We start from the raw sequence: 25,241 nt of genomic DNA on the forward strand, positions 1-25,241 counted from the left end.
CTTGTATAAGAGCAAATGATAACCTTTGGTAAAAGCCTTTAAAATTCAGAGGGAGAACCTGTTACAGGTTCTCCCTCTGAATTTAAGTAACTATAGTAGTTGATCTTTACTATTTATCAAACGCTTTCTTTAGTTCCCCTACAGCCAGTTCCTGCGCCTCTGCGGCGGCAGGCACTACTGTAGCCATACCGAAGAACTCATGCGTAACACCTTCAAAAACCTCTGAAGTCACGGCCACACCTGCTTCCTCCAGTCTGTCGGCATACATCTGGCCCTCGCTCTGCAACGGGTCTATTTCAGCGTTGATGACCGTGGCAGCAGGCAATCCCTGCAGATCAGGGGCATCCACCAACGAAATCCAGGGCTTTTGTGCATCTTCGGGCGAGCTGAGGTACTTGTCGAAAAACCACCTCATCAAAGGCTCATTTAAAGGCTTCGCATCTTCATACATCTGGTAAGAAGGCGTGTCAAAATTATAGCCTGCTATGGGGTACACCAGCAACTGATGCACCGGGATTTGCATGTTTCTGTCGCGGGCCATCATGCTCACGGCAGCGGCCAGGTTACCACCGGCACTCTCACCGGCCACGGCTATACGTGCAGGATCAATATGGATAGTGGCGGCATTGTTTACGACCCATGCATAAGCGGCATAAGAGTCTTCGTGCGCCGTGGGGAACTTATGCTCCGGGGCCTGACGGTAGGCCACCGATACAACCACCGCACCCGCCTTCTCTGCCAGCGCCCTGGCTGATGCATCGTAGGTGTCAATGCCGGCAATCACCCAGCCACCTCCATGGTAGTACACTATCCCGGGCAAAGGTTCTGTTGCATTGCGCGGGGTGTAGGTCCGGATGTGAATGCTTCCCCCATCCACAGGAATTTCCATTCCTGCGGTGTCTACCTGCGAAGGCGGCATCGGAATATGATTGTTTTCCATCACGGCCATAACGGCATCGGCAGCGGTAGGGGCCTGGCGTGCCTCCTGGGCGGACAGTTCATGCAGCGGCGGGCCAGTCTGCAGGCTGTCGAGCGCTTCTATCACCGCCAGCATCTCATCACCGATCGTAGGTCCCCACTCAGGTCTGGGCCCATCGGGCTCTATACCGGTATGTATGTCATCATCGTTACAGGAGGCCATAAAAGCCACCATGCCGACCAGCGCGAACTGGCACCACCTTTGTTTCCACGTGCCCGTACGGATTGATTCCTGTATCAAAGCGATAGCTGTTTTCATAGATTCTACTTTCATAAATGTGCAATTTGTTCAAGTTATTCTCTACAACATACGGCGCTGTTGCAATCCATAGCTTTAAGCGACTTGAAAAAAGTACAATTGTGGCAGAAAATCCTGGTGAAACTCCCCGTAGGGTAAGCTAACGGTACAAGGGAATAAGGAACATGTTCAGCAACATAAGGGCTTTACCTTTTATCCAGCGGAGAGCGTTCTTGCGCCTTTTGCAGCTCTTCGTTGTTGGTTAGGTCAAGGCGTAGCGGCGTGAGGGATACATAGCCGTGGTCTACGGCCCAGCGGTCTGTGCCTTCTTCGGTTTCTTCTACCGGGATCACCGTAAACCAGAAGTGCTCGCGCCCCATCGGATCTTTCCCAGGCACCACCTTGCCGTCATAATGGCGCAAGGACTGCCTGGCCCAGCAGAGGCCCTTTGCGTTGACTGGAATGTTTATGTTAACCAGCGAGAGATCCGTTTGCGGCAACAGAAGCTCCAGCGATTGCCTGACGAAAGGCTTGATAGATGTAAAATCCGGTTCGTCGCGGGTAACAGGAGTACTGAAGGCGATGCCTCTGCAGCCGAACAAGGCCGCCTGTTTGGCTGCAGCCAGTGTGCCTGAGTGCCAGGCCGAATTGCCCAGGTTCGTCCCCAGGTTGATTCCTGATAGCACGACGTCGGCCTTGTGCTCCAGATGAAAGAGCCCCAGCGCCACGCAATCGGCTGGCGTTCCGTTGACCCGATAAGCCTCGAAACCTTCTATGGGCGTGCGTTTGTACATCAGCGGCCGAGTTGCCGTAATGGCATGCCCCATGGAAGACTGCTCTACATCAGGTGCCACAATAAGTACCTCCCCAAACTCAGAAGCTACCTGGGCCAGGGCCAGAATGCCCGGGCTATAAATTCCGTCATCGTTTGCTATCAGAATCCGCATTTACAACAAGTTTAAAATTTAAGACTTCGGCCAGAGATAACCCGCCGGTAGGCATTGCCGTTATCAAACAGCCAACATTTACGTTTCTCATACTGGTTTATGGCTACACGAGTTACCTTACTGCACAATCCAGGAGCTGGGTTTGAGCGTTATTCAGCAGAGGAACTGCTCCGGCTGCTGCATCAGAAGGGATATGAAGTATCCTATACTTCGGCAAAAGAAGATTATGAAGATGCTTTAAAAACACCGGGAGATGCAGTGGTGGTAGCCGGCGGGGACGGCACGGTACAGAAGATCGCAAAGCACCTGATAGGGCATGATGTACCGATAGGTTTGCTGCCCCTTGGCACAGCCAACAACATTGCGGCAACATTAGGCATTGCCGGAGAACCCGCAGAGATCATCTCCGGTTGGGATCTAGCCAACCTTCACGCATTCAATGTTGGACAGGTGATCGGGCCGGAGGGTGCCTCTTACTTCTTTGAGTCGGTGGGCGCAGGGCTGTTTCCCAGGCTGATCCGGAAGCGCGAGGATGAAAAGAAAGAAAAAGCGAGCCGCGAAGAAGAACTGGAAGACGCACTGCTGCATCAAAAGGAGATCGTAAACAGCTACCGGTCGCATGCCTGCACTATAAGATTAGACGGAGAAGTGCTTTCCGGGGACTACCTGATGGTGGAGGTGATGAACATTAAATATGCCGGCCCTAATATGGAGCTGGCACCGGAGGCAACTCCCAGCGATGGCCTGCTGGATGTCGTGCTGATTCGGGAAGATGAGCGGGAACAGTTCTCAACTTTCCTGACCAGGTGCCTGAACGGGCATGAGAATAGCTGGTTACCGCAGGTAAGACAGGTTCGGAAAGTGGAGGTGGAGTGGCAGGGGAAGCATTACCACATCGACGACACGGCGCATGAGGCAGAGGGACCTGTCCATCTGGAAGTGCAACTGCTACCGCAAGGCCTTCTGTTTTTGTGAACCTGATCAGCGTCTTGCCTGATGTGGGGCATGCCATGGGGGCTTGCCGGCTTCTAAGGCGGAGCGAGGCTTAGGGTCTCCAGCTACTTCCGCCGTTAGCACCATATCCGGCCGAAGACCGGTACCTGCAGTGGTCCATGACGTTTATCTTTCTCAACCGGCAGCCTGCTCAAGTTCGGGTGGTGACAAGGAGGCGTCATGAGGCTGCGCAGCTAGCCCAGGGTTTTCCAGAACCAAGCTGCAATTGCCGGACTGTGGTGGCAGAAGAGTGTCAGTGGGCGGGGCGACGTCTTTCCATGGGTCTGGCTAGGGCAGGTACGCTTGTTCCCTTCGTGGATGAACCACAGCAAGCGGATTTTCCATTAGCCGTAAAGCACCTCTTGGGATAGGTACCACCGAGGGAAGAAAGCGTGCTTTTATAACCAAAAGCGGGGTAAGCTTCAACACGCGCTGTCTAGCAATCGGAGGATAGGCTGGGATAGAAGGGGGAGACCCATATTTAGTAGCCAGGCCGGGAAACGTTTCCTATGCCACTACGTTACTTTCAAGGCCAGGGATCGCACGGACCATTGCCTGGCCGCATCTAGTGAAAACTTAAAACAAACCATGACAAAAGACAAAGCCTATTACTTGGACAAAATCAGCGGCATGAAGCAGCGCCAGCTGGAAAAGCTTACCACCAAGGAGAACTCCCTATTCCAGGACTACCTGCAGGAAGACGGAACGCTGGACCTGGAGAGGATTGCCGAAACCGATGAGGTGAACCTGAAGATCCTGTATGCAGAGCTTGATGAACTGGAGGCTGGGGAGGAGGTAGATTAGCTTCTAACCGGCACGTGTATCTCTTTGCATGGGCCTTCTCATGCGTGTCAACCGCTGGCAAAGACTTGTAATGCAGCCGGTACAGTTCGGTACAGGCTGCATTGCTTCTGTTTACTTCCTTTGTAACGAATGGTTTAAGCTTAATATCCGCTTGCCCTGAAATGGCTATTACGTTATATGAATTTTTCATGCAAAGGCTGCATATCGGATGTGACGCTCTGCTCGTATAGGGAAACATGGACTTGCAGACTTTCCTTTCCGGTTCCCTTAACGAAAGAGCCGAGGCCGTATGGGAGCGGAGGACCTTCATGGCTATCCGCATCGACTTCAGATACAGTGCCGTGCTCTACCACATGGGCGGGTTCTTTGCCGAAGTGTGGTTTGCACCCGAGGCCAATGAGATTGTGCTGGTGCACGGTTTTGGCAGCGGCAAGCTGCTGGAGCCTTACCTGGAGCTGATTCGGCTGCCACAACTGTGAGCTTGCTTGTTCTGAATTTTACTACCCTAAAATGACGCTAACGATTAAAACCGCAATTACCTTTCTTTTAACAATGGGTTCTTGTGCCATATCCTTTCTTTTTGAGATGGACCAACCTGCTGACACAGCACGTGAATTTTACCACGTAGCCTGAAAAAGGGTTTACATTATGGTAAACCGTTGCGTTTATGTTCCAGGGCGAAAGGGCTTGTTATTCTCTTGGATACAACCACCGTTCACTATCTTGGGAATGCTACGGAGTACCTTGGCTACAGGCACGTGATTAAAATGCTTTTTTTGGTCGTCGAACAGCTTAAAACTGTATAGCCACGTAGAGTAAGAAAATCCTGCATTTTGGGTTATGGACAAACAAGAACTGGCCGAACGGCTGCAAACTAATTTTATCGATCAGGTAAAGGATTACGCCATTTTTGCGATGGATACCAAAGGCGTTATTGTAACCTGGAACATAGGAGCCGAGCGGCTGAAGGGGTACGGTGAAGAAGAAATAATTGGCCAGTTTTACGGGGTGCTTTTTCCGGAAACGTATCAGCAAGGCGGAAAGCCGGAGGAAGAGATAGCGCTTGCCCTGCAGAACGGCTCATATGAAGCACATGACTGGCGCAGACGTAAGGACGGGGCATATTTTTGGGCTGATGTTACCCTCACTCCTATATACGGGAGCGACGGGCAGCACATCGGCTTTACAAAAGTCACCGGAGACATCACCAAACAAAAGGAAATACAGGATGAGCTGGCGCAACGGCACAATGCCTTAAAAGACAAAAACTCGGAGCTGCAACGGATTAACCTGGACTTGGACAACTTCGTCTACACGGCCTCCCATGACCTGCGCTCGCCGATCACCAACATAGAAGGACTCATACAGTTTATGAAGGAGGATTTACTGGAGACAGGCTGCCTCAGTGCTGAAACAGAACATTTGCTGGAGCTGGTGATAAATTCCGTGAACAGGTTTAAGCGCACCATTGAGGACCTGACGGAAGTAAGCAAGCTGCAGAAAGATGCGACGGAGAGGCTGTCTGAGGAAGTTATCGATATCCAGGAAGTTTTCCAGAATATCAAAGAAGATTTGGTTTACCCGTCCGGCCGGAGAGAGTTCTTTGTCAAAACCGATTTCCAGGTGCACCAGCTGAAGTTCTCGAGGAAGAACTTCAGAAGCGTCCTGTCTAACCTGCTCAGCAACGCGGTCAAGTACAGGTCTACCGAACGGGATTGCCTTATAGATGTGGAGACTTACCTGGAGAAGGGCTTTGTCGTGCTGAAGGTGAAGGACAACGGCTTGGGCATGGAGAAAGATCACCTTGGAAAGCTATTCACCATGTTCCAACGTTTCCACGACCATGTGGAAGGCACAGGCATTGGACTTTTTATGGTGAAACGGATTGTAGAGAATGCCGGAGGCAGGATTGAGGCGAAGAGTGAAGCTGGCGTCGGCTCCGAGTTCAAGGTATACTTTCCTGCTGCGCTGTAAGCATTAGTCCAGTGGTCCTGCCCTACAGGCTGATTCAATTCCTGGACCGTTTACTTAAGGCCTGCTTCGGGCGCTTTGGAATTTAAAAAATGAAGCGCCTGTTTTGCTTTTCCCTTCCTCCAGATCCTGTCCTTCTATTCATGGGATTGTAAATCCTTTCGGATGGCCGGAGTAGAAAGTAATTAATGTATTCGGAGCAGAGCATACGCGGTAATCCAGCTGGTTAGAAGCGGCTAAAGAGCCAACAAAGGTTTTGACCAAACCGATTTCACCTCATAGGCTTCACATCCCTTGCTCATTGTTAATAATGCATACCCCGCTTTACCATACAGCTGACCGGCAGGCCTTTGGCAGTTGCTGCAGCTTATTCTTATAACCATCCTGATTTTCCTGTTTCAAAGCAGTTTAGACCCTGTAGGTTCAACCATCAAGTGCTGGAACCGAATGTTGCGGCCCTCTTCCAAGGATGATCATGCTGGTAAGGCTGCGTGTGCTATCCTATTCAGTACTCGTCCAGGTTTACGCATAGAGCCAGCGGATGTCAGGGCAATTTGACGAGTGATCAGGGTAAATTATTTGTTATCGAAAATTTATTTGTTACATTCACTCGTCTATGTTAGTGATTAGTCACTGTTGTTGATAATTTGTTGCCAATGCTGTGAGTATCGAAGAGGAGTAACAGGGTATGGATGGTAGGAGAATTAACGAAACGATTCTCTACCGGCATTATTCAAGAGAGGAACTAGTGCTGTGACAGGCTTGTCTTTGTGTGCTAGCCCGATGGTGGCAGATTGTTTAACTAAAAGGATCAATATGGTAAAGAGTGACCACATGTTTTCTAAAGCCGGGGAGGAGGATGAAATACCTGCGCCGGCTTTGCCTGTTGTAGATCCTAAGTTTGCTGACAACGAGCTGTTTATCAGACAGGCCTTTGTGAATGACCCTGTATTAGGTTGCGAATTGCTTTATCGATATTACTATCAAGCCCTGTGCAACCACGCCACACGCTTTCTTTATTCTAAATCAGTGGCCGAGGACATTGTTGCAGACGTATTCTGCCAGTTTTACATAAAGGGTACATTCAAGGAGATAACCTCGTCTTATCGTGCTTTTTTGTACAAGAGCGTCAGAAACAGTGCTTATAACTATCTTCGATTGGAGGCCAAGCGCTCAGTAGCGTTAGATCAGAAATATGAGGATAGGCCTGATGCAGTAAATTTGCAGCCGGATTCCGTTCTTCAATACGAGGAATTGTGCCATAAAGTGGAGGCTGCGATCGGCTCCCTTCCGGCTCAGTGCCAAAAAATTTACCTGATGCACCGTTTCGAGGACAAGAAGTATGCCGAAATTGCCGAAGAGCTTCAGCTCTCTTGCCGAACAGTGGAGGTGCAAATCCGAAAAGCAAGCCACTATCTCAAGAAGGTGCTATCCCAGAGCCTGATTTTTGGGCTTCTGCTGCTTCTAAGCGCTTTATGAACGCAGGCACAACTTCTGAATTTGTGCTTAGCCGTCCCATTCACAGCTTCCCTGCCTAGACTGACACGAAGGGTTGCTTGCCTCATACCACGTTCTCTACAGTATGCACGCGTCCGGGTCCAGCTTTGCCAGCAAACGCGTTTTCAGGGCATGGCTTCCGGTGCGCTGAAAAAAAAATCGATTTTTTTTATTTTAAGTAAGGGTTTTTTCAAACTTAATTGTCTACATAATATAACGCTAGGAAATGTCTGCAAACCCATTGGTAACGCGGGAACTTTTATTCTCCTATTTCACCGGACAGGCGACTGTTTTGCAAAAGCAGCTGATCGAAAAATGGGTGGCGGAAAGTCCCCTGCACGAAGAATACTTTTATACGTGCTTACACGAATGGGAGACGCAGAACCTGTTATTCAAGGCAGATGTTGAGTCAGCGATTACTCAATTTCATGACAGGTTCACCGACCAAGCTACCTTTTTGGGAGAGTCTCAAGCAGCGCAGATACCTGCTAGGAAGGATAAGAAAACCGCAGGATGGAAAATTGTATTGGTTGCCGCTTCTGTTTTGTTCTTATTCCTGTTTGGGGCATGGCATGTACGTGAAGAGGTTTTATATAAAAGTTATAAAACCAGCTACGGAGAAATAAGCCAGATAAGGCTGAGAGATGGCAGCCAAGTTGTGTTGAATGCCAACTCTGTTTTACAGGTGCCGCGCTTTGGGTTTGGGGGGAGAAGCCGCAACGTGCGTTTAAGAGGCGAAGCGAAATTCTCGGTAGTGCACACGCCTGATGACAAGCGGTTTGTTGTGATGACTGACTCTGTCTTTCAGGTAGAGGTGCTCGGAACAGCGTTTAATCTCTCGGCGCGCAAAAGCGGTACGAAGGTGGTGCTGCAAGAGGGAAGAGTGAAAGTGCTTTATAAAGGGAAACCATCGCAGCCAGCCACAACCCTGATTATGGCACCTGGCGATTTGATTAAAGTGGATAAGAGGCAAAAGAAGCTAAGGGTAAAACGGGTACAGAACCCTGAGAATTACTCTGCCTGGCGGGATGGCCGGTTTGTATTTGAGAATACTTCATTAAATGAAATCAAAGACCTGCTCCATGACAACTATGGGCTGACGGTTGTACTTGACGGCACAGACGTGCCCACAATGTCCGTGTCAGGTTCATTTCAGGCAAGAAGTGCCAATGAGTTACTGCAGGCGCTTTCTGAAATCCTGAACATCCATATCATACGGCAGGATGATCAGGTGCTACTGGTGGGTAAGAGGTGAATGATCAAGGAATGGGAGGCAGGAGCCGGCATGCAAGCGCCAGGGGTGGTTGCAGCAGTGGAGGCGCTCCAAGCCTTGACTCCTATTGGAATTAGAGAATGATAAACGGGTGCCAAGTATAAGCAAGCTTAGCTAAATGGTATTAGCTAGCTTGGAATCGGCATAACTGATACATGATTTACTTTACCGGCCTTTGCGGGTAAAGCTCTGATGGCGTGAACGATTATAAAAAGGCTTCATGAAACCAAGATGCACATTCATCACTTTTTTACCCACTGCATATGAAGAAGAAAATCTACAAGTTACACTCATGCGGCATGCTTTTGGCACTGCTTGCAGCCTGGCAACCACAGAGCCAAGCACAAGGGCTGGCGTTAAAGGGGCTCTCTCAGACTACATCGGGTATAGAGTCTGCCGCAAGCGCTGTTAAAGTAAAAGACGTCCTGCATCAATTAAGGGAATATTATCAGGCGGATATTCTTTTTGCGGACCAGTTAGTGGCGGAACGCACTGTCTCTTCCAGTATTATTCGCTTGAACCAGTCTCTGGAGCAGAACCTGGAGGCTTTGCTGAAACCCGTGGGGCTACGTTATAAAAAAACAGTTGATGGCTCTTATCTGATAACACCTGCCGCAGATAAAGAGAAGAAATTGCCGCCTAAAACTGCAGCTAGCACTACTGATTCAGGAGCTATAAAAAGGCAGGACAACCAAACAGTATCCGGTAAGGTAACCGATGAGAACGGAGATGTACTTCCGGGCGTGACGGTGCTGCTAAAAGGAACCACCACAGCAGTGCCGACCAATGCAGCAGGCGACTATACCCTAATTGTGCCTGAGGGGAGCGGTACACTCGTTTTCTCCTTTATCGGCTATCAGTCGCAGGAGATTGCTATGAATAGCAGAACTACCATCAACGTCCAGATGGCGACAGACGCAAAAGCTTTGAGTGAAGTGGTGGTGGTAGGGTACGGTACGCAGAAAAAGGCCGATGTCACCGGTGCTGTAGCAAGTGCCAACCTGGAGGATTTCCAGAATGCACCTAACACCAACATAGCGCAATCCCTCCAGGGAACTGTGCCTGGTTTGAACATTGGCCAGGTCACCAGCGCAGGTTCAACACCGAGCATCAACATCCGCGGTGCCAATACTATTAGTGGTAGAAGTGGTGTGCTTATTGTTGTAGACGGCATTCAGTACAATAATTCCCTGGAGTCTATCAACCCGGATGACATTGCTTCCATTGATGTTTTGAAAGATGCCAGTGCCACGGCTGTTTATGGGGCGCAGGCTTCCAACGGCGTGTTATTGATTACCACCCGCAAAGGAACGAAAGGGCAAAAACCAAGAGTCTCGTTCTCCAGCTCTTATGCCACTCAAACGCCTACTGTGAGCCTGCGGCCGATGAGGCGGGAAGAGTATCTGGAAAAAATCAGGATGTTAAATTACGATAAAGCTTTTTTGGCACCGGATTATACGCAGCCAAATCCCGATTTTAATTTTGCCGATGTCATAATCGATCCTCCCATGAAAGATGCTGACGGGAATCTTGTCGCCACTGATTTCGACTGGTGGGATGCTGCTACCGACATGGGCTTTGTGCAGGATAACCAGCTAAGCATTTCCGGCGGAAGCGATAGGTTTACGTATCTTTTTTCCGGTGGCTACACCAATCAGTCCGGATTTATCATCAACGACAAGTTCAAGCGGAAAAGCTTACGGATAAACCTGGATAGCCATGTCACCGACTGGTGGACAATTGGTATTCAATCATCCGGCTCATTTGTAAATAAAGATGGTGCTGAACCCAATATCTCCACCATCATACAACAGTCTCCACTGATAGAGCCGTTTGATGCCGAGGGAAATTTGAAACCCTTTCCCTTTGACACTAATTTCGGCAACCCCTTCCTTACCTATTACACAGACGATTATGAACGGAATAACTATTTATTTGCCAACATCTATTCTGAGATCAACTTTCCGTTCATAAAGGGTCTGTCTTATCGTCTGAACTTTGGAAACAATTACCGCACGAATCAACGATACGATGCCAGTATTTATGGTGGCGGGCATACCGGAAGCGCGTCTAAGTTCTATAACAATTACTATGATTATACACTGGACAATATCGTGACGTACAATACCCATTTCGGGAAACATGATGTAACGGCAACCTTGCTTTATGGTGCTATTGAGCGCCAGGAAGACAATTCCAGGGCCTTTGCAACGGCCTATCCGAGACTAACGTTGGGTTACCACAGTTTACAGCAGGGAGAAAACCAGTTTGTGAATTCCGATGCATGGCACGAAGTATTGAATTACCAGATGGCCCGTTTAAACTATAAATTTGCCGACAGGTACCTCCTCACGGCTACCGTACGCCGTGACGGCTACTCTGGATTCGCGTCCAACTACAAATGGGCTACTTTTCCTTCGGTGGCCCTGGGCTGGGTGCTTTCCGAAGAATCTTTCTTCCGGCCTTTATCTACCTGGGTTGATTTTCTAAAGGTTAGGGCTGGCTATGGTATTGCCGGTAACCAAACCCATCGGTACCAATCTTTATCAAGGGTCGGTAGCGGGGCTTCTTACGTGTTTGGCGATGGGGGCGGTACCTTGTTTGGTCAACAGGTAAATTCGATTGCAAACCCGAACCTTAGATGGGAAAAAACGGCAGGCCTTAATATGGGCGTAGATTTCAGGTTGCTCGGAAACAGGCTTACCGGTTCGTTAGATCATTTCAACAACATCACAACTGATTTATTGTACGATGTAACTTTGCCTGATATTACTGGTTTTGGTGCCATTCCTACTAACATCGGCAAACTGCAAACCAGAGGAGTGGAGTTTGCCCTTACTTCACAGAACATCGATCACAGAAACTTTAAATGGAGCACCACTTTTAATTTTTCCAGGAATACCAATAAGATCATTACCCTGCTCGGCACGGATGCTGACGGTGATGGCGTAGAGGATGACCTGATCGCCAGCGGCTTATGGATTGGCCGTTCTCTTGGAACACAGTTTACTTATGTGACCGATGGAATTTACCAGATCGGGGACGAGATTCCGGCAGGGTACTATCCGGGCACCTACCGTATCGTGGATACAAATGAAGACGGCGTTATCAACGGCGCCGACCGTGTCATCCATGGTAGAAGTGAGCCCTCCTACCGGGCGAGCTTGTTAAATGCCCTCGAATACAAGGGCTTTAGGCTAACGGTGTTTCTTAACACCATCCAGGGTGGCCCAAACAGTTACCTGGCTGGCAACAGACCCTCTATATTCAGGAATGACAACAACATAAGATATAACTTCCTGGAGGGTATTGATTTCTGGTCACCCCTTAACCCTGATGGAAAGTATCCATTGGCTCTTAATGAACCCACTATTAACTCAAACCAGCTTCAGAACAGGAGCTTTGTAAGGCTGCAGGATATTTCCCTGTCTTACCGATTTACCGGCGATTTCATTAAAAGCATGAACATCCAAAACCTGAACGTTTTTGTAAGTGCTAAGAACCTGGCCACCTGGACCAATTGGGAAGGCTGGGATCCGGAAACCAACCAAGGGCTGCAAAATAGTGCAAGACCGGTTTTAAAAGGATATTCTGTTGGTTTTAATTTAACTCTTTAAAAAAGCAGTTTGTTATGAAAAAAATAGTAGGACTCGCAATGGTGCTGATGCTTAGCTTCTTAGCTTCCTGTAAAGAGGACTTTCTGGACGAAAAGACGCCTGGGTTTTTAAGTTCCAGTAACGCCTTTGTTACGTATAGTGATTTCAATGCCTCTATTTACAATTTGTATAACCGGGTGCGAGCAGAATTTTACAACAGTGGTGAACGACGGCCGTTCGACTATATTTACGGCACCGACCTGGTGTACGATGGTCAGCGTAATGTTGAGCGCCATTCTAACATGGTGGCGGCCTATGCACCAAGGGGTGGCCTCGAAATACCCTTAAATCACTGGTCTTCGCTTTACAAAACTGTTTCAGAAGCCAATACTGTTCTGAACAGAATCCCTGCTTCAGAAATGACGGATAGCCAAAAAACACTGGTAGAAGCACAGGCAAAATTTTTCAGGGCGCTTGCCTATCGTACACTGGCTTACCTATTTGGCGGGGTTCCGTTAGTAGTGGAAGAAATAACAACACCAAGATTTAATTTCACGAGAGCAACAAAAGAAGAAGTGTTGAAACAGGTGATCAGCGACCTGGTATTTTCAGCTGCTAATCTGCCAAGTATTAGTGATGTTCGGGATGGGGAGATCAGCAACCTTGCTGCCAACCATTTGCTTTCCGAAGTTTACCTTGCTGCCGGGCAGTTTCAAAATGCGGCAGATGCGGCAACGGCAGTTATCGGCAGCGGAGATGTAAACCTGATGCAAAACCGGTTCGGCTCCAAATCTACGGTAACTCCCGGCGATGTTTACTGGGATTTGTTCCAACAAGGGAATCAGAACCGGACATCAGCCGGAAACAGAGAAGGCATTTGGGTGATACAATTCGAAACCGATGTGATAGGTGGCGGTTCCGTTTCAACAGGTACCGGAGGCTCTTACCAGGCGGAAAGGCACTTTGCACCACAGTTCAACAATTTAAGAATACCTGGAAGAGGTGGTAGTTCACCCATCCTTTACCCCAGGAGCGATCTTTCCGGCGGCAGAGGCATTGGCTGGGGAATTTCAACAAAGTATTTCTCTGATGTTATCTGGGAAAGTGATTTTAATAACGACATCCGGAATGCCAACCACAACTTTGTTCGGGAATTTATGGCCACCAATCCGGCTCACCCGCTTTTTGGCCAGGTAATTTCTACCCAGAATCCGCCTGCTGGCGTTACTGTTCCTCACCGGTTCTTGTATGCCTTTCCATCCAAGATTACCACACCCGGCGATCACCCGGAAAACCTGTTCCAGGATAGATCCCAGCTCCTGCTGAAAGCCACAGCTGGCGGTACTTACGCCGATCAGTACATGTTCCGCCTTGCTGAAACCTACCTGCTGCGGGCTGAAGCCTACCTGGGGCTGGGTGATCTGACGAAAGCCGCTGAAGACATCAATGTGGTTCGCGCCAGGGCCGAAGCAAATCCGGTTGCACCCGGTGATGTGACAATCGATTACATCCTGGATGAGAGGATGCGGGAATTAGGTCTGGAGGAAAAAAGAAGACTTACATTAATGCGGTTAGGCAAGTGGTATGATCGTGTGAGCCGCTTTAACCCGTATTACAGCGATGCTTTGCCCCATTACAACCTTTGGCCTATTCCAGATATTGAGATTGAACGGAACAAAGATGCGGTATTAGAGCAAAACCCTGGATATTTTTAATGAATACCTAGTAAACTCTGTTTTATGAATTTGGCTCTTTATGATTTTAAGGGGTTAAAAACGCTTATAATCCAACCAGATAGCGAAGGTCTTCGAAGCCCGGGTAACTACACTACAATTGGCCTATACCATCACTATCCTGTTTTTTAACCTATAAATCATAAAGAGCTATTTAGTTAGAAGTTGATACAAGGCTCGTAGCTAGGGCTGTCACATCTAATCAACAAACGAATCACTAAAAAATTAATCATGCGTATAAACTTTTTCTTCTTACTGCTTTTTTCTGTTTTACTCTCTTCCTGCCTTGTAAAAACGCAGTCGTCCCGAAACGTGGTATTAAACGGCAACACCGTAATTTATACGTCGGCAAAGCCAGGAGAACCTTTGTACGTAGCCGTATCTGCTTTACAAAGAGATATGGAAAAAGTGCTGGGGCAAAAAAGTGGAATCAAACCTTTGACTGAGATCCGTGAACCCGGTATCGTGATTGTAAACGCAGCGGAGATTAAACTGGTAAAACCGGCTACAGGCTGGGAGGCGCACCGCGTGTATACTAGCACCGTTAACCAGCAGCGGCACGTTATACTGCAGGGAGCCGATGTAAGAGGGACCATTTTCGCTATCTACACCTTCTCCGAAAAAGTGCTGGGTGTGCCGCCCTTGTGGTATTACAGCGGATGGACACCACAGAAGCAAAACCAAATAAATGTTTCCGCGTCACTCGACCTCAACTTCCCCTCACCGGATGTTAAATACCGCGCCTGGTTTCCCAATGACACCGACCTGTTTGCCCCTTGGCGAAAATCATCTGAAAGCAACTACAAACTGTGGCTGGAAACGGCTATGCGTTTAAAACTGAACACCATCGAGTGGTTTGACGATGAAAGAAGTTATGCTGACAAATACAGCGTTTCACCCACCACGAAATTAATCCAGGATTATGGCTTCATCAACACCACCCACCACCACAGCCCGCTGAACGCCTCCTTTGAGGGTTGGGAGGATTACTGGAATAAAACACGCAATACCACACCGCCCGAACTATCGCTGGCCAATGAAAAGTACCTGGAAGAGTTCTGGCGCTACAACATCGAAAGCATTGTGCGTAACGACATTAACATGCTCTGGGTGCTGGGTCTCCGGGGCAGAGGCGACCGCCCGTTCTGGTTTACCTTTAACGATGCGCCCGAATCCATGAAAGAGAGAGGAGAAGTAATCAGCCGGATGCTGGCAAAACAGCGGCAGATAGTTATGGATGTCACCGGCAACCCAAACCCCCAGTTCCGGACTATTTTTTATGATGAACTTTCCGATTTACTGGCGCAGGGGTACATCCAGCCTCCTGCCGACAGCACCTTTATCTGGACTTATGTAGCGGCCAGAAGAGACCATTACCCCAATGAGGACATGCAGCAACTGGATAATAGTAAGAACCTCCGACTGGGGTATTACTTCAATTACCAGTTCACCTCCACCGGCAGTCACCTGGCTGCGGGGGAAGGTCCTTGGAAGATGGAGGCTAACTACCGGTATGTGGCTTCAAAAACGAACCAGCCCATTGCGTTTTCGGTGGTGAATGCCGGCAATATCCGGGAATTTGTAATGGAGTTATCGGCCAACGCCGCCATGATGTGGGATTTTGAATCATATGAAACAGATTCTTTCCTGAAGGATTTTTGCGCCCAGTATTATGGTAGCCACCATGCAACGGAAGCAGCCAATCTCTATACCGATTATTACAATGCCTATTGGCAACAGCGAAAACCAGATTTAAAGGATTTTGACCGCCAGTTCGTATTCCAGGACTTACGCTACAAAAGAGCTATTCAGGAAATCGGCAAAGCCTTTGATGAGGGTTACAATCCGAACCCGTTCACAGACATTCCTGCCGAACAGTTAAAGGGCCGCACCTACCGTATTATACCGGAGGATATCAACGCCACCAATCAGATTGAGGCCGTCATCAATGGCACCACACAGTCGGCAGCAGATTTTTTAAGTGTGGCAAAAAAGGCTGACGATCTGTACGCAAGGTTGGATGAGTCGCAGAAGACCTTCTTCAACGACAACCTGCGTGCACCTGCCTGGTACATGTATTATCTGAATGAAAGCCTGTTGAGTTTGAGCAAAGCCTATATGTCGGATGATACAACGCTGCGGCAGCAACTGCTCAATCAGTCCTATGCGGCCCTGAAAAATGCCGAAAAAACATTGCGGACAACCGAACAGGGTAACTTCCAAAACTGGTATGCCGGAGACAGGATTTTCGGTTTCAAAAGCGTGTATAGGGTATTCGAAAATTTAGTTGCAAGGAAGTAGTGATGAGGAGGCGCTGTTATTTTCTTTTGATGGCTCTTATTCTCAGTTGTGGCAGTGCAAAGAACACCGCTGCAAACAAGGATGCGGAGCAGCCAAATATTGTGCTCATCCTGGCCGATGACATGGGCTTCTCTGATCTTGGTTCTTATGGCGGTGAAATTGGAACTCCCAGCATTGACCGGTTGGCAAAAGAAGGTATCCGTTTTACCCGGATGTATAACAATGCCTGGTGCTCGCCTTCCCGCGCATCGCTGCTGACGGGTTTGTATCCGCAGCAGGCAGGCATGGGTGTACTGGCCGAACCAAAACCAGGGCCTGCCGGACCTTACCAGGGTTACCTGAATGAATATTGTGTCACGCTGGCCGAGGTGCTGAAAAGTGCTGGTTATACCACAGCACTTTCAGGGAAATGGCACCTGGGCGACAGTCAGCCTTACTGGCCCACCAACAGAGGCTTTGAGCATTATTTCGGACTGATCAGCGGTGCTTCCAACTATTTTGATATCACCAAAACTAAAAGCCCGATTACAACCCGTAAAATGGCCTTGAATGATCAGCCTTACACGCCTCCTACAGAAGGATTCTACATGACGGATGCCATTACAGCCGATGCGGTAAAAACACTGGAGGAGCAGAAAAATGAACAAAAGCCCTTTTTTCTATATGTGGCCTATACGGCGCCACACTGGCCACTCCATGCCTTACCGGAAGATATAGCGAAGTATAAAGATAAGTACCTTGGAGGATGGGATTCGTTGCGGGTGCAGCGTTACAACCGTCAAAAAAGCATGAACCTGTTCGGAGCTGAAACAGAACTATCGCTCAGGGATGAAGAAGTGGAAGCATGGGATAAGCTTACGCAAAAGCAGAAAGAAGAAATGGCAGAAAAGATGGCTATTTATGCAGCACAAATCGACCGTATGGACCAGGGAATTGGCCAAATACTGGAGAAACTGGACGCCATCGAAAAAAAAGAAAACACCATCGTTATTTTTTTATCGGATAATGGCGGTTGTGCTGAAGGTGATATCTGGGGATTTGACCGGCGAGACAACGGGCTTCCGCCGGGCGGGGTGGATTCGTACATGAGCTATGGGCAGTCGTGGGCCAATGCCAGCAATACGCCCTTCCGGTATTATAAAAAGTCGCTGCTGGAGGGCGGGATACTGACGCCGCTGCTCATTCGCTGGCCAGCCGGTATTCAAAAAGAGCGGCAGGGGCAGATTACAAATCAGGTAGCGCACCTGGTAGATGTGATGCCCACGCTTTGCGAGTTGGCTGGTGCCACCTATCCGTTAACCTACAACGGTAAAAGAATTCATCCCATGGAAGGGCAAAGCCTGGTGCCCCAGATGCTGCATGGAAAAACAGTAGCACGCAAGCCTCTGTACTGGGCGTTGCAGGAGCGCAAAGCCATGCAGCTGGACAATTACAAGCTGGTTGCGGCAAGCAACAGTGCTCCCTGGGAGTTATACAACCTGGATCAGGACCGCGTCGAACAATACGACCTTGCGGCCAGTCAACCCGATAAGGTAGCGGAAATGGCTGCATTATGGAAAGTCTGGGCTGAGAGAGTGGAGGTTTTTAAGGAACAGCCCCAAAACACAGGGGAGTAGCAACAGCTATATCAGTCTTGGAATAAGCTGCCGTAGAATCGTGATTCAAGTTAGGAGTATAAAAATTGATTTAAAATTGGAAGGTTAGTGAACGCTGGATGAAAGATAAGCCAATACATATCTTCTCAGGTTCAGGTAGCCGCATGTTTAAAGAGTACAGAATGTTTAGATTCAGACTAAAGCATGTTTCAAAGCGACGACTGCTGTTCGTTTTTCTTTTTGTTATAGCAGCGTTCTTGCCTGGTAAGAACCTTTATGCAGAAAGCGGTTACCGTCTCTGGCTCCGGTACGACCAGGTTAAAGATCCTTCCGCTTTAGCCCGATACCAGGCAGCATGCAAGGCAGTTATGTTTAGCGGAGATTCTCCCACCATTGCCGTGGCAAAAGAAGAGTTAATAAATGGCTTAAGCGGTCTTCTTGGCAAAACGCCAACATCCGTGAAAAGAGTAACAAAAGAGGGGACTATTGTAGTTGGCACACCCAAAAGCTCTACCTTGGTCGCTTCGTTAAAACTGGATGAGCGGCTTAACAAATTAGGCAAAGAGGGTTTTTTGATTTTGACTACTACCGTCCATAAAAAGAAAACCACGGTTATTACTGCCAATGAAGACATTGGGTTGCTCTATGGCGTGTTCCACTTTTTAAGGCTGATGCAGTCGGGTGAATCCATCACCAATCTGTCCATCGAAAATGCTCCTAAACTGCAGCACCGCATGCTCAACCATTGGGATAATCTGGACCGTACCGTGGAGCGGGGATATGCCGGGCCTTCTATTTGGAACTGGGAAACTCTGCCCGGTACCAGCGACCAGCGCTATATAGATTATGCCCGGGCCAATGCATCGATCGGCATCAACGGTACGGTGCTAAACAACGTAAATGCCGACCCAAAAATCCTGACACAGGAGTATTTGCTGAAAGTACAAGCCCTTGCCAACGCGTTCCGGCCCTATGGCATTAAAGTTTATCTGACGCCTGTGTTCAGTGCACCCATCAAGGTTGGGGGATTGAAAACAGCCGACCCTTCTGATCCCTCCATTATTGCCTGGTGGAATGCAAAAGTGGCGGAAATCTATCAGTACATTCCTGATTTTGGCGGCTTTTGCGTTAAAGCCAATTCCGAAGGGCAGCCCGGGCCACAGGATTATGGCCGCACGCATGCCGATGGCGCCAATATGCTGGCCAGCGCGGTGGCGCCGCACGGTGGCATTGTCATGTGGCGGGCATTTGTGTACAACAACAAAGCGACTGAGGACAGGACAAAAGAGGCTTATAAAGAATTTAAGCCATTGGATGGCCAGTTTGCATCAAACGTTTTTGTGCAGGTAAAAAATGGCCCTATCGATTTTCAGCCCCGGGAGCCTTTCAATGCCCTGTTTGGGGCCATGCCGCAAACGCCGCTGATGCTGGAGTTTCAAATTACGCAGGAGTACCTGGGCTTTTCTACCCATTTGGTTTACCTGGGAACCCTGTATGAAGAAACGCTTCAAGCCGATACCTACGCCAAAGGAAAAGGATCCACCATTGCAAAAAACATCAAGGGGGAATTGCACAGCCAGCGTTTAACAGGCATGGCCGGTGTAGCTAATATTGGCATGGACAGCAACTGGACCGGGCATCCTTTCGGACAGGCTAACTGGTATGCCTATGGACGTTTTGCCTGGAACCCAGAGCTCTCCGCCGAAAAAATCGCCGACGAATGGCTACGCCTTACCTTTACTTCAGATGAAGATTTTGTCGCGCCTGTCAAAAGGCTGATGATGGCCTCCAGGGAAACAGCGGTTAACTACAAGACGCCACTTGGTTTAACCATGTTAATGGACATCAGTCACTACCGGCCTGCTCCCTGGCGACGGGATAAACCGGCACCCGTAGGGACGAAAGAGAGTTTTCACAGAGCCGATCGTGCGGGGATTGGTTTTGACCGGACAACATCGGGAAGTGACGCCGTAAGCCAGTATCTTCCGGAAGTGAAAGCAGCATTTGATAATGTAAACGCCACGCCGGAAGAGCTGTTGCTTTGGTTCCACCATGTGCCATGGACACATAAAATGAATTCCGGCAGAATACTTTGGGAAGAACTGTGCTACCGCTATTATGCAGGAGTTGATTCGGTGCGGGCTATGCAAAAAGACTGGGATAGCGTGAAAAGCTTTGTGGATCCAGAGCGATTCCACAAGGTACAAAGCCTTTTGGCCGAACAGGAAAAAGAAGCGGTGATTTGGCGGGATGCCAATGTGCTGTACTTTCAAACGTTCTCAAAAATGCCGATTCCCCATGGGCTTGAAAGACCAGTCCATTCCTTGGAATTTTACAAGCGTTTAAAACCGAACGAATTGCCCTGAAAAACTACACATCAACAAGGTTGGTGTACCATGATGTCATTGATAAAATTTAGAAGCAATACCTGCTGCTATGCGGTATCCGCTTAGGAGGTCATGCGAACCGCGGAATGCAATTTTTTATCTGTACGCTATAAGTAAACCTCAACATGAGAAGATACTTAATTATACTAATCGTAACGGGAGCCGCATGTTTAGGATATTCGTTTCAACTGGAAAACAACAAGGTTGATAATAGCCAAAGCAGGCCTAATATCCTATTCGTGATAACCGATGACCAGTCGTACCCGCACGCTTCGGCCTACGGTTACAAGGCCGTTAGCACACCTAATTTCGACAGGATAGCAAGGACGGGAATACTATTCACCAATGCCTACGTCGCCTCGCCGGGTTGCAGCCCGAGCAGGGCATCTATTTTAACAGGCAGAAACGACTGGCAGATAGAGGAAGCTGGTACGCATGGCAGCAGCTTTCCTGCTAAGTACAAGGTGTACCCGGATATTTTAGAAGAAGCCGGCTATAAAACAGGCTACACCGGTAAAGGTTGGGGACCCGGCGATTGGAAAGTGTCCGGAAGAAAAAGAAATCCGGCTGGTAAAGCATACAATGCAGTAACGTTCACTAACCAGCCGGAGGGAGTTTCGAAAATTGACTATGCAGAGAATTTCCGGGAATTCTATGCAGAAAAAGCAGAGGGGGAGCCTTTTTGCTTTTGGTTCGGCGCACAGGAACCTCACCGTCCGTATTCAAAAGGTATTGGATTAAAAAACGGGAAAAAGCTGGAGGATGTGGTGGTGCCTGCTTTTTTACCGGATACCCCTGAAATCAGGAGCGATATTTTGGACTACTGCTTTGAGATTGAATGGTTCGATCAACAGTTAGGAAAAATTCTGAAGCAGTTAGAGGACAGTGGTGAATTAGACAACACACTCGTGATCGTCACCTCAGACAATGGCATGCCCTTCCCAAGGGCCAAGGCAAATGGCTACGAGTATGGCCTGCATGTTCCTTTGGCTATTAGCTGGCCCTCCCGGATACAGCAAGGGCTAGTAGACAATACTATTTTCAGCATGGTACATATGGCACCCACCCTCCTTGAGGCGGCTCAGATTACCAATTTACAGCTCCCTTTTCCTATGACTGGCCATAGCGTACTAAACGAATGGCTGAAACCGGCGGACGTGGCAAAGGAGCATGCTGCCTTTGCGGCAAGAGAAAGGCACTCCTCTGCCCGCTATAAAAACCTTGGTTATCCGCAACGCTCTTTACGCAATGGCGACTACCTGTATATCAGGAACTACAGACCTGACCGATGGCCTGCCGGTGATCCATACGGACTGGTTAAAAACAGACAAACCGGCAAAATGGACTTAAGTGATTATGGCGTTTTCTATGATATTGATTCCGGCCCTAGTTTAACTTATCTAGTTGAAAACAGAAACGATAAGAAAGTAGCAAACTTCTTAGATCTGGCAACTGCTAAAAGGCCGCCGGAGGAATTGTATAACATCAAAACCGACCCAGCCTGCCTCCATAACCTGGCCGGCGATAAAGCTTTTCTGAAAGTTAAGTCGGATCTCAAAAACAAGCTGGAACGTCATTTAGCGGAAACAGCAGATCCAAGGCTCTTAGGGAACGGTGATGTTTTTGAAAGTTACCCTCGTTTAGATGGTGCTATAAGAGCCTTTCCAAAACCAAATAGGTAAATAGGTAGGCTCAAATACTTTTTAAGACAGGGAATGGAGCAAACAGCCCTACGCTGAAGGAGGTTATCAATAGAAGGTAAATAGCTGCTTATTTGAAGTTAAATTTGCATAAGCTTCCCGTAATCTGTAGCAAACCCCTAATATCATTTGTAATTTTAAAATGGGGTATCATTATTTAAAAATTAATAAACTTAGCGTTAGGGAATTCAGGTTTAAAAGTAGGAAAGAAACCATCTTTTTGTAAATTTTTAGATTTTTTAATATAAGTAACTGAAGGTGAATTTAATAGGTACATGTTTTTTTAAAAAGCCTTCTTGCTGGCTGCCAATACTAGGCTTTGCCTGCCTTGCAGGCTGCCAACAGAAAGCGCAAAGAGAATCGCTCACGAACGCTGGTGATGCGAACGCAGATGTAAAAGCAGAGGCGGTGCAGGATACTGTGCCGCCTAAAATGGTTTGGATTGAAGGTGGTTCCTTTAAGATGGGGTCTGATGACCCAGCCTTTGCGGATGCGCAGCCTGTGCATGAGGTCAGGGTAGATGGCTTCTGGATGGATGAGCATGAAGTGACGAATGCCGAGTTCGCCAAGTTTGTGGCAGCCACAGGATATGTAACAGTGGCAGAGCGACCGCTTGATCCTGCCGATTTTCCGGGAGTGCCAGCTGATAAACTGGTGCCGGGTTCAGCTGTGTTCACACCTCCTGCACAGGAAGTGTCGCTCCATAACTCATTGCAGTGGTGGCAGTATGTACCGGGGGCAAACTGGGCACATCCGGAAGGACCCGGCAGCTCGGTTGTAGGACTCGAAAATTACCCTGCGGTGCACGTTAGCTACGAGGATGCTGCTGCATATGCCGTGTGGGCCGGAAAGCGTCTGCCTACCGAGGCAGAGTGGGAATATGCGGCCCGTGGTAGATCAGGTAGCAAGACATTTTACTGGGGGAATGAGCTAAAGCCAGAGGGAAAATGGGTTGCTAACATTTATCAAGGTCAATTTCCAAGCGGCAACACGGCAGAAGACGGTTTCAAAGGAACTGCCCCTGTCAAGTCATTCCCTGCCAATTCCTTTGGACTACACGATATGGAGGGAAACGTATGGGAATGGTGTAGCGATTTTTACCGTCCGGATTATTACCGAAACAGCCCGAAGGACAACCCAAGGGGGCCTGTCAGCAGTTTTGATCCTGAAGAGCCGTATGTGATAAAGCGTGTACAGCGTGGAGGTTCCTTTCTGTGCAGCGACCAGTACTGCGTCCGATACAAAGCAGGGAGTAGGGGCAAGGGCGAAGTTTCCAGCGCCTCCAGCAACCTTGGTTTCAGGTGCGTCAGAGATGCAAGTTCCGAAGAAAGAAAGATTGGAAGAGGGCATGATGGGGCCTATGGCAATACTCACCCAAGTAAACCCCAGATGCTTTAAAAATGTGGAATCGAAGCTGATTAGAATACCTCATGTATACATTTGTCAGCAGGCGGCCAGGTTAAACGCGTTATACTTATAGGTATTAGAGCAAAGCCCTCTTAGGTGCTGTTACGCTTCGATGGAATGCTGGGAATATTTTATGGAACAGTTGCCTTGAAAGATGACTATCTGTTAAAAACGATACAGAACAGCAAATTTTAATGCGTTCGACCTGATTCGAAATTTACTTTTCAGTTGTTTGTTTTATGGTTCTGCCTCGAGAAATAGAGAGGAGAACAATGCCTTGGGTGTTTATGCCTTTGGATCATTTCGTGTGTTAGTGTACTGCTTATGAACGTGAAGAGCCACCATCGTTTAAAGAAATTCCTACTGTGCACATTGGCAATTCTTTGCTGTGGAAGTTTGCACGCACAAGAACGGGGCAAACCAAACATTGTCATCATCATGGCCGATGACTTGGCCAGCAATGAGTTAAGCTGTTACGGCGGGAAAAATTTAAAGACCCCTCATATTGATGCTCTGGCAGAAGAAGGATTGAAGTTTAAGCAGGTATATGCTTCTGAGGCCATGTGTGTGCCTCTCAGGGCATCACTCTTTACGGGCTTATACCCTGCCAGGCACGGCTCTTTTCAAAATCATAAGCCTGTTCTCAGCAACTTAAAAAGCATAGGACATTACCTTGGCGACCTCGGCTACCGCGTCGCTTTAACTGGAAAAGACCATAGTACCCGGCCCCGAACAGTTTTTCCATTTGAAATTATCCAAGGTTTCGAAACTAATTGCGTGGCCAATTCGGCAGATTATACTTTAGATAGCCTCAGGCGCTTCGTTAGCACGAGCCAAAAGCCATTCTGCCTTTTTGTGATGAGTATTAATCCACATATTCCCTGGACGGTGGGCGATCCTTCTGAATTCGACTCCGAAAAACTGATACTGCCACCTAATTGGATTGATACCAAAGAAACCAGACAGCAGTACACCAAGTACTTGGCTGAAATAAGACAACTAGACAATGAAGTGGGGGATGTGAGGCGCATGCTGAAAGACACTGGACAGGATAAAAACACCATGGTTGTTTTTCTTGGAGAGCAGGGCCCCCAGTTCCCCGGTGGAAAATGGACACTCTGGGACCATGGACAGAAAAGCGCTATGATTGTAAAGCATTCAGGTAAAGTGAAGGCCGGCAGCCAAACTGATGCGCTGGTGCAATATGAAGACATTACGCCTACTTTGGTAGCACTGGCAGGAGGCAAAGCCATACAAGGGCTGGATGGTAGCAGCTTTTTAAATGTCATAGAAGGCCAATCCGACAAGCATCGGCAGTACGCCTATAGCCTGCACAACAATATACCGGAGGGGCCTTCTTATCCGATGAGGAGCATTCGCGATAGCCAATACAAGCTGATTCTGAATCTTACACCAGAGGCCAAATACCATATCAAGTATATGATGACGCCAGGCAGGAACACCGTTATTTGGGATACCTGGCAAAAAGAAGCCAGACACTCAGAAAGGGCAAAGTTTTTAATTGAACGGGTTACTGACAGACCAGCCGTGGAGTTCTATGATACCCGGAAAGACCCCTGGGAGTTAAACAACTTGGCTCAAGATCCTGCCTATGCAGGAACGATTAAAATGTTCACTGCTGAGTTACAGAAATGGATGCAGCAGCAAGGAGATGAGGGAGCCGCCATGGATAAGGTTTATACCCAACAAAATGAACAGCGAAAAAGGAAGTGAAGCCATCCGGAGGGTCCAAACGCCACCTGTGGCGACAGGCAGCGTTTACCTAGCAGCACCTAACAGTTAAGAGAAATAAAATCGAAC

At 48.3% G+C, this 25,241-nt stretch carries 16 protein-coding genes; 14 read left to right on the forward strand and 2 right to left on the reverse strand.

Annotated elements, in window-relative coordinates; genetic code table 11:
- Positions 1-109 precede the first annotated feature (109 nt).
- Both C1N53_RS20975 and surE read right to left on the reverse strand, forming a co-directional pair.
- Complete coding sequence (locus C1N53_RS20975; protein WP_240773318.1) at positions 110-1,252, reverse strand: alpha/beta hydrolase; 1,143 nt, start codon at positions 1,250-1,252, stop codon at positions 110-112.
- Positions 1,253-1,422: 170 nt separating this feature from the next.
- Positions 1,423-2,163: a 5'/3'-nucleotidase SurE gene (gene surE, locus C1N53_RS20980; RefSeq protein WP_137761162.1), complete on the reverse strand. Its 741-nt coding sequence runs from the start codon at positions 2,161-2,163 to the stop codon at positions 1,423-1,425.
- 99 nt (positions 2,164-2,262) lie between these two features.
- Here surE and C1N53_RS20985 point away from each other — a divergent pair, with 99 nt between their 5' ends.
- The 14 genes from C1N53_RS20985 to C1N53_RS21050 all read left to right on the forward strand — a co-directional run bounded on the left by C1N53_RS20985 (position 2,263) and on the right by C1N53_RS21050 (position 25,154).
- Positions 2,263-3,138, forward strand: a complete 876-nt coding sequence (locus C1N53_RS20985) for a diacylglycerol kinase family protein (protein WP_137761163.1) — start codon at positions 2,263-2,265, stop codon at positions 3,136-3,138.
- A gap of 606 nt (positions 3,139-3,744) precedes the next feature.
- Complete coding sequence (locus C1N53_RS20990) at positions 3,745-3,960, forward strand: hypothetical protein (RefSeq protein ID WP_137761164.1); 216 nt, start codon at positions 3,745-3,747, stop codon at positions 3,958-3,960.
- A gap of 236 nt (positions 3,961-4,196) precedes the next feature.
- Complete coding sequence (locus C1N53_RS20995) at positions 4,197-4,439, forward strand: hypothetical protein (protein ID WP_137761165.1); 243 nt, start codon at positions 4,197-4,199, stop codon at positions 4,437-4,439.
- 361 nt (positions 4,440-4,800) lie between these two features.
- Positions 4,801-5,934: an ATP-binding protein gene (locus C1N53_RS21000; RefSeq protein ID WP_137761166.1), complete on the forward strand. Its 1,134-nt coding sequence runs from the start codon at positions 4,801-4,803 to the stop codon at positions 5,932-5,934.
- 831 nt (positions 5,935-6,765) lie between these two features.
- Entirely contained in the window at positions 6,766-7,410 is a 645-nt protein-coding gene (locus C1N53_RS21005; RefSeq protein WP_168194075.1) for an RNA polymerase sigma-70 factor, read from the forward strand.
- 244 nt (positions 7,411-7,654) lie between these two features.
- Entirely contained in the window at positions 7,655-8,683 is a 1,029-nt protein-coding gene (locus C1N53_RS21010) for a FecR family protein (protein WP_137761168.1), read from the forward strand.
- 281 nt (positions 8,684-8,964) lie between these two features.
- The gene (locus C1N53_RS21015; RefSeq protein ID WP_206077591.1) at positions 8,965-12,318 is read left to right on the forward strand and encodes a SusC/RagA family TonB-linked outer membrane protein; all 3,354 of its coding nucleotides are present in this window, start codon (positions 8,965-8,967) and stop codon (positions 12,316-12,318) included.
- A gap of 14 nt (positions 12,319-12,332) precedes the next feature.
- Positions 12,333-14,012: a RagB/SusD family nutrient uptake outer membrane protein gene (locus tag C1N53_RS21020; protein ID WP_137761169.1), complete on the forward strand. Its 1,680-nt coding sequence runs from the start codon at positions 12,333-12,335 to the stop codon at positions 14,010-14,012.
- A 249-nt stretch (positions 14,013-14,261) separates the two neighbouring features.
- Positions 14,262-16,331: a glycosyl hydrolase 115 family protein gene (locus C1N53_RS21025; protein ID WP_137761170.1), complete on the forward strand. Its 2,070-nt coding sequence runs from the start codon at positions 14,262-14,264 to the stop codon at positions 16,329-16,331.
- Positions 16,332-16,360: 29 nt separating this feature from the next.
- Complete coding sequence (locus C1N53_RS21030) at positions 16,361-17,947, forward strand: arylsulfatase (protein ID WP_168194076.1); 1,587 nt, start codon at positions 16,361-16,363, stop codon at positions 17,945-17,947.
- Between the two features lie 161 nt (positions 17,948-18,108).
- Positions 18,109-20,292 carry an alpha-glucuronidase family glycosyl hydrolase gene (locus C1N53_RS21035; RefSeq protein ID WP_137761172.1) on the forward strand — a complete coding sequence of 728 codons (2,184 nt, stop codon included), beginning with the start codon at positions 18,109-18,111 and terminating at the stop codon, positions 20,290-20,292.
- A gap of 146 nt (positions 20,293-20,438) precedes the next feature.
- A complete protein-coding gene (locus tag C1N53_RS21040) occupies positions 20,439-21,995 on the forward strand; it encodes a sulfatase (RefSeq protein WP_137761173.1) in 1,557 nt (518 codons plus the stop codon).
- A gap of 276 nt (positions 21,996-22,271) precedes the next feature.
- Positions 22,272-23,411: a formylglycine-generating enzyme family protein gene (locus C1N53_RS21045; protein ID WP_371415941.1), complete on the forward strand. Its 1,140-nt coding sequence runs from the start codon at positions 22,272-22,274 to the stop codon at positions 23,409-23,411.
- 405 nt (positions 23,412-23,816) lie between these two features.
- Positions 23,817-25,154 (forward strand): sulfatase, encoded by a 1,338-nt coding sequence (locus tag C1N53_RS21050; protein WP_240773319.1) that lies wholly within the window; start codon positions 23,817-23,819, stop codon positions 25,152-25,154.
- The last annotated feature ends 87 nt before the right edge of the window (positions 25,155-25,241 follow it).

The organism is Pontibacter sp. SGAir0037, from assembly GCF_005491705.1.
GTDB lineage: Bacteria > Bacteroidota > Bacteroidia > Cytophagales > Hymenobacteraceae > Pontibacter.

Coding starts and splice junctions, on each gene's coding strand:
- C1N53_RS20975 (WP_240773318.1), bottom strand. CDS start 1,252: ATGAAAGTAGAATCTATGAAAACAGCTATCGCTTTGATACAGGAATCA.
- surE (WP_137761162.1), bottom strand. CDS start 2,163: ATGCGGATTCTGATAGCAAACGATGACGGAATTTATAGCCCGGGCATT.
- C1N53_RS20985 (WP_137761163.1), top strand. CDS start 2,263: ATGGCTACACGAGTTACCTTACTGCACAATCCAGGAGCTGGGTTTGAG.
- C1N53_RS20990 (WP_137761164.1), top strand. CDS start 3,745: ATGACAAAAGACAAAGCCTATTACTTGGACAAAATCAGCGGCATGAAG.
- C1N53_RS20995 (WP_137761165.1), top strand. CDS start 4,197: ATGGACTTGCAGACTTTCCTTTCCGGTTCCCTTAACGAAAGAGCCGAG.
- C1N53_RS21000 (WP_137761166.1), top strand. CDS start 4,801: ATGGACAAACAAGAACTGGCCGAACGGCTGCAAACTAATTTTATCGAT.
- C1N53_RS21005 (WP_168194075.1), top strand. CDS start 6,766: ATGTTTTCTAAAGCCGGGGAGGAGGATGAAATACCTGCGCCGGCTTTG.
- C1N53_RS21010 (WP_137761168.1), top strand. CDS start 7,655: ATGTCTGCAAACCCATTGGTAACGCGGGAACTTTTATTCTCCTATTTC.
- C1N53_RS21015 (WP_206077591.1), top strand. CDS start 8,965: ATGAAGAAGAAAATCTACAAGTTACACTCATGCGGCATGCTTTTGGCA.
- C1N53_RS21020 (WP_137761169.1), top strand. CDS start 12,333: ATGAAAAAAATAGTAGGACTCGCAATGGTGCTGATGCTTAGCTTCTTA.
- C1N53_RS21025 (WP_137761170.1), top strand. CDS start 14,262: ATGCGTATAAACTTTTTCTTCTTACTGCTTTTTTCTGTTTTACTCTCT.
- C1N53_RS21030 (WP_168194076.1), top strand. CDS start 16,361: ATGGCTCTTATTCTCAGTTGTGGCAGTGCAAAGAACACCGCTGCAAAC.
- C1N53_RS21035 (WP_137761172.1), top strand. CDS start 18,109: ATGTTTAGATTCAGACTAAAGCATGTTTCAAAGCGACGACTGCTGTTC.
- C1N53_RS21040 (WP_137761173.1), top strand. CDS start 20,439: ATGAGAAGATACTTAATTATACTAATCGTAACGGGAGCCGCATGTTTA.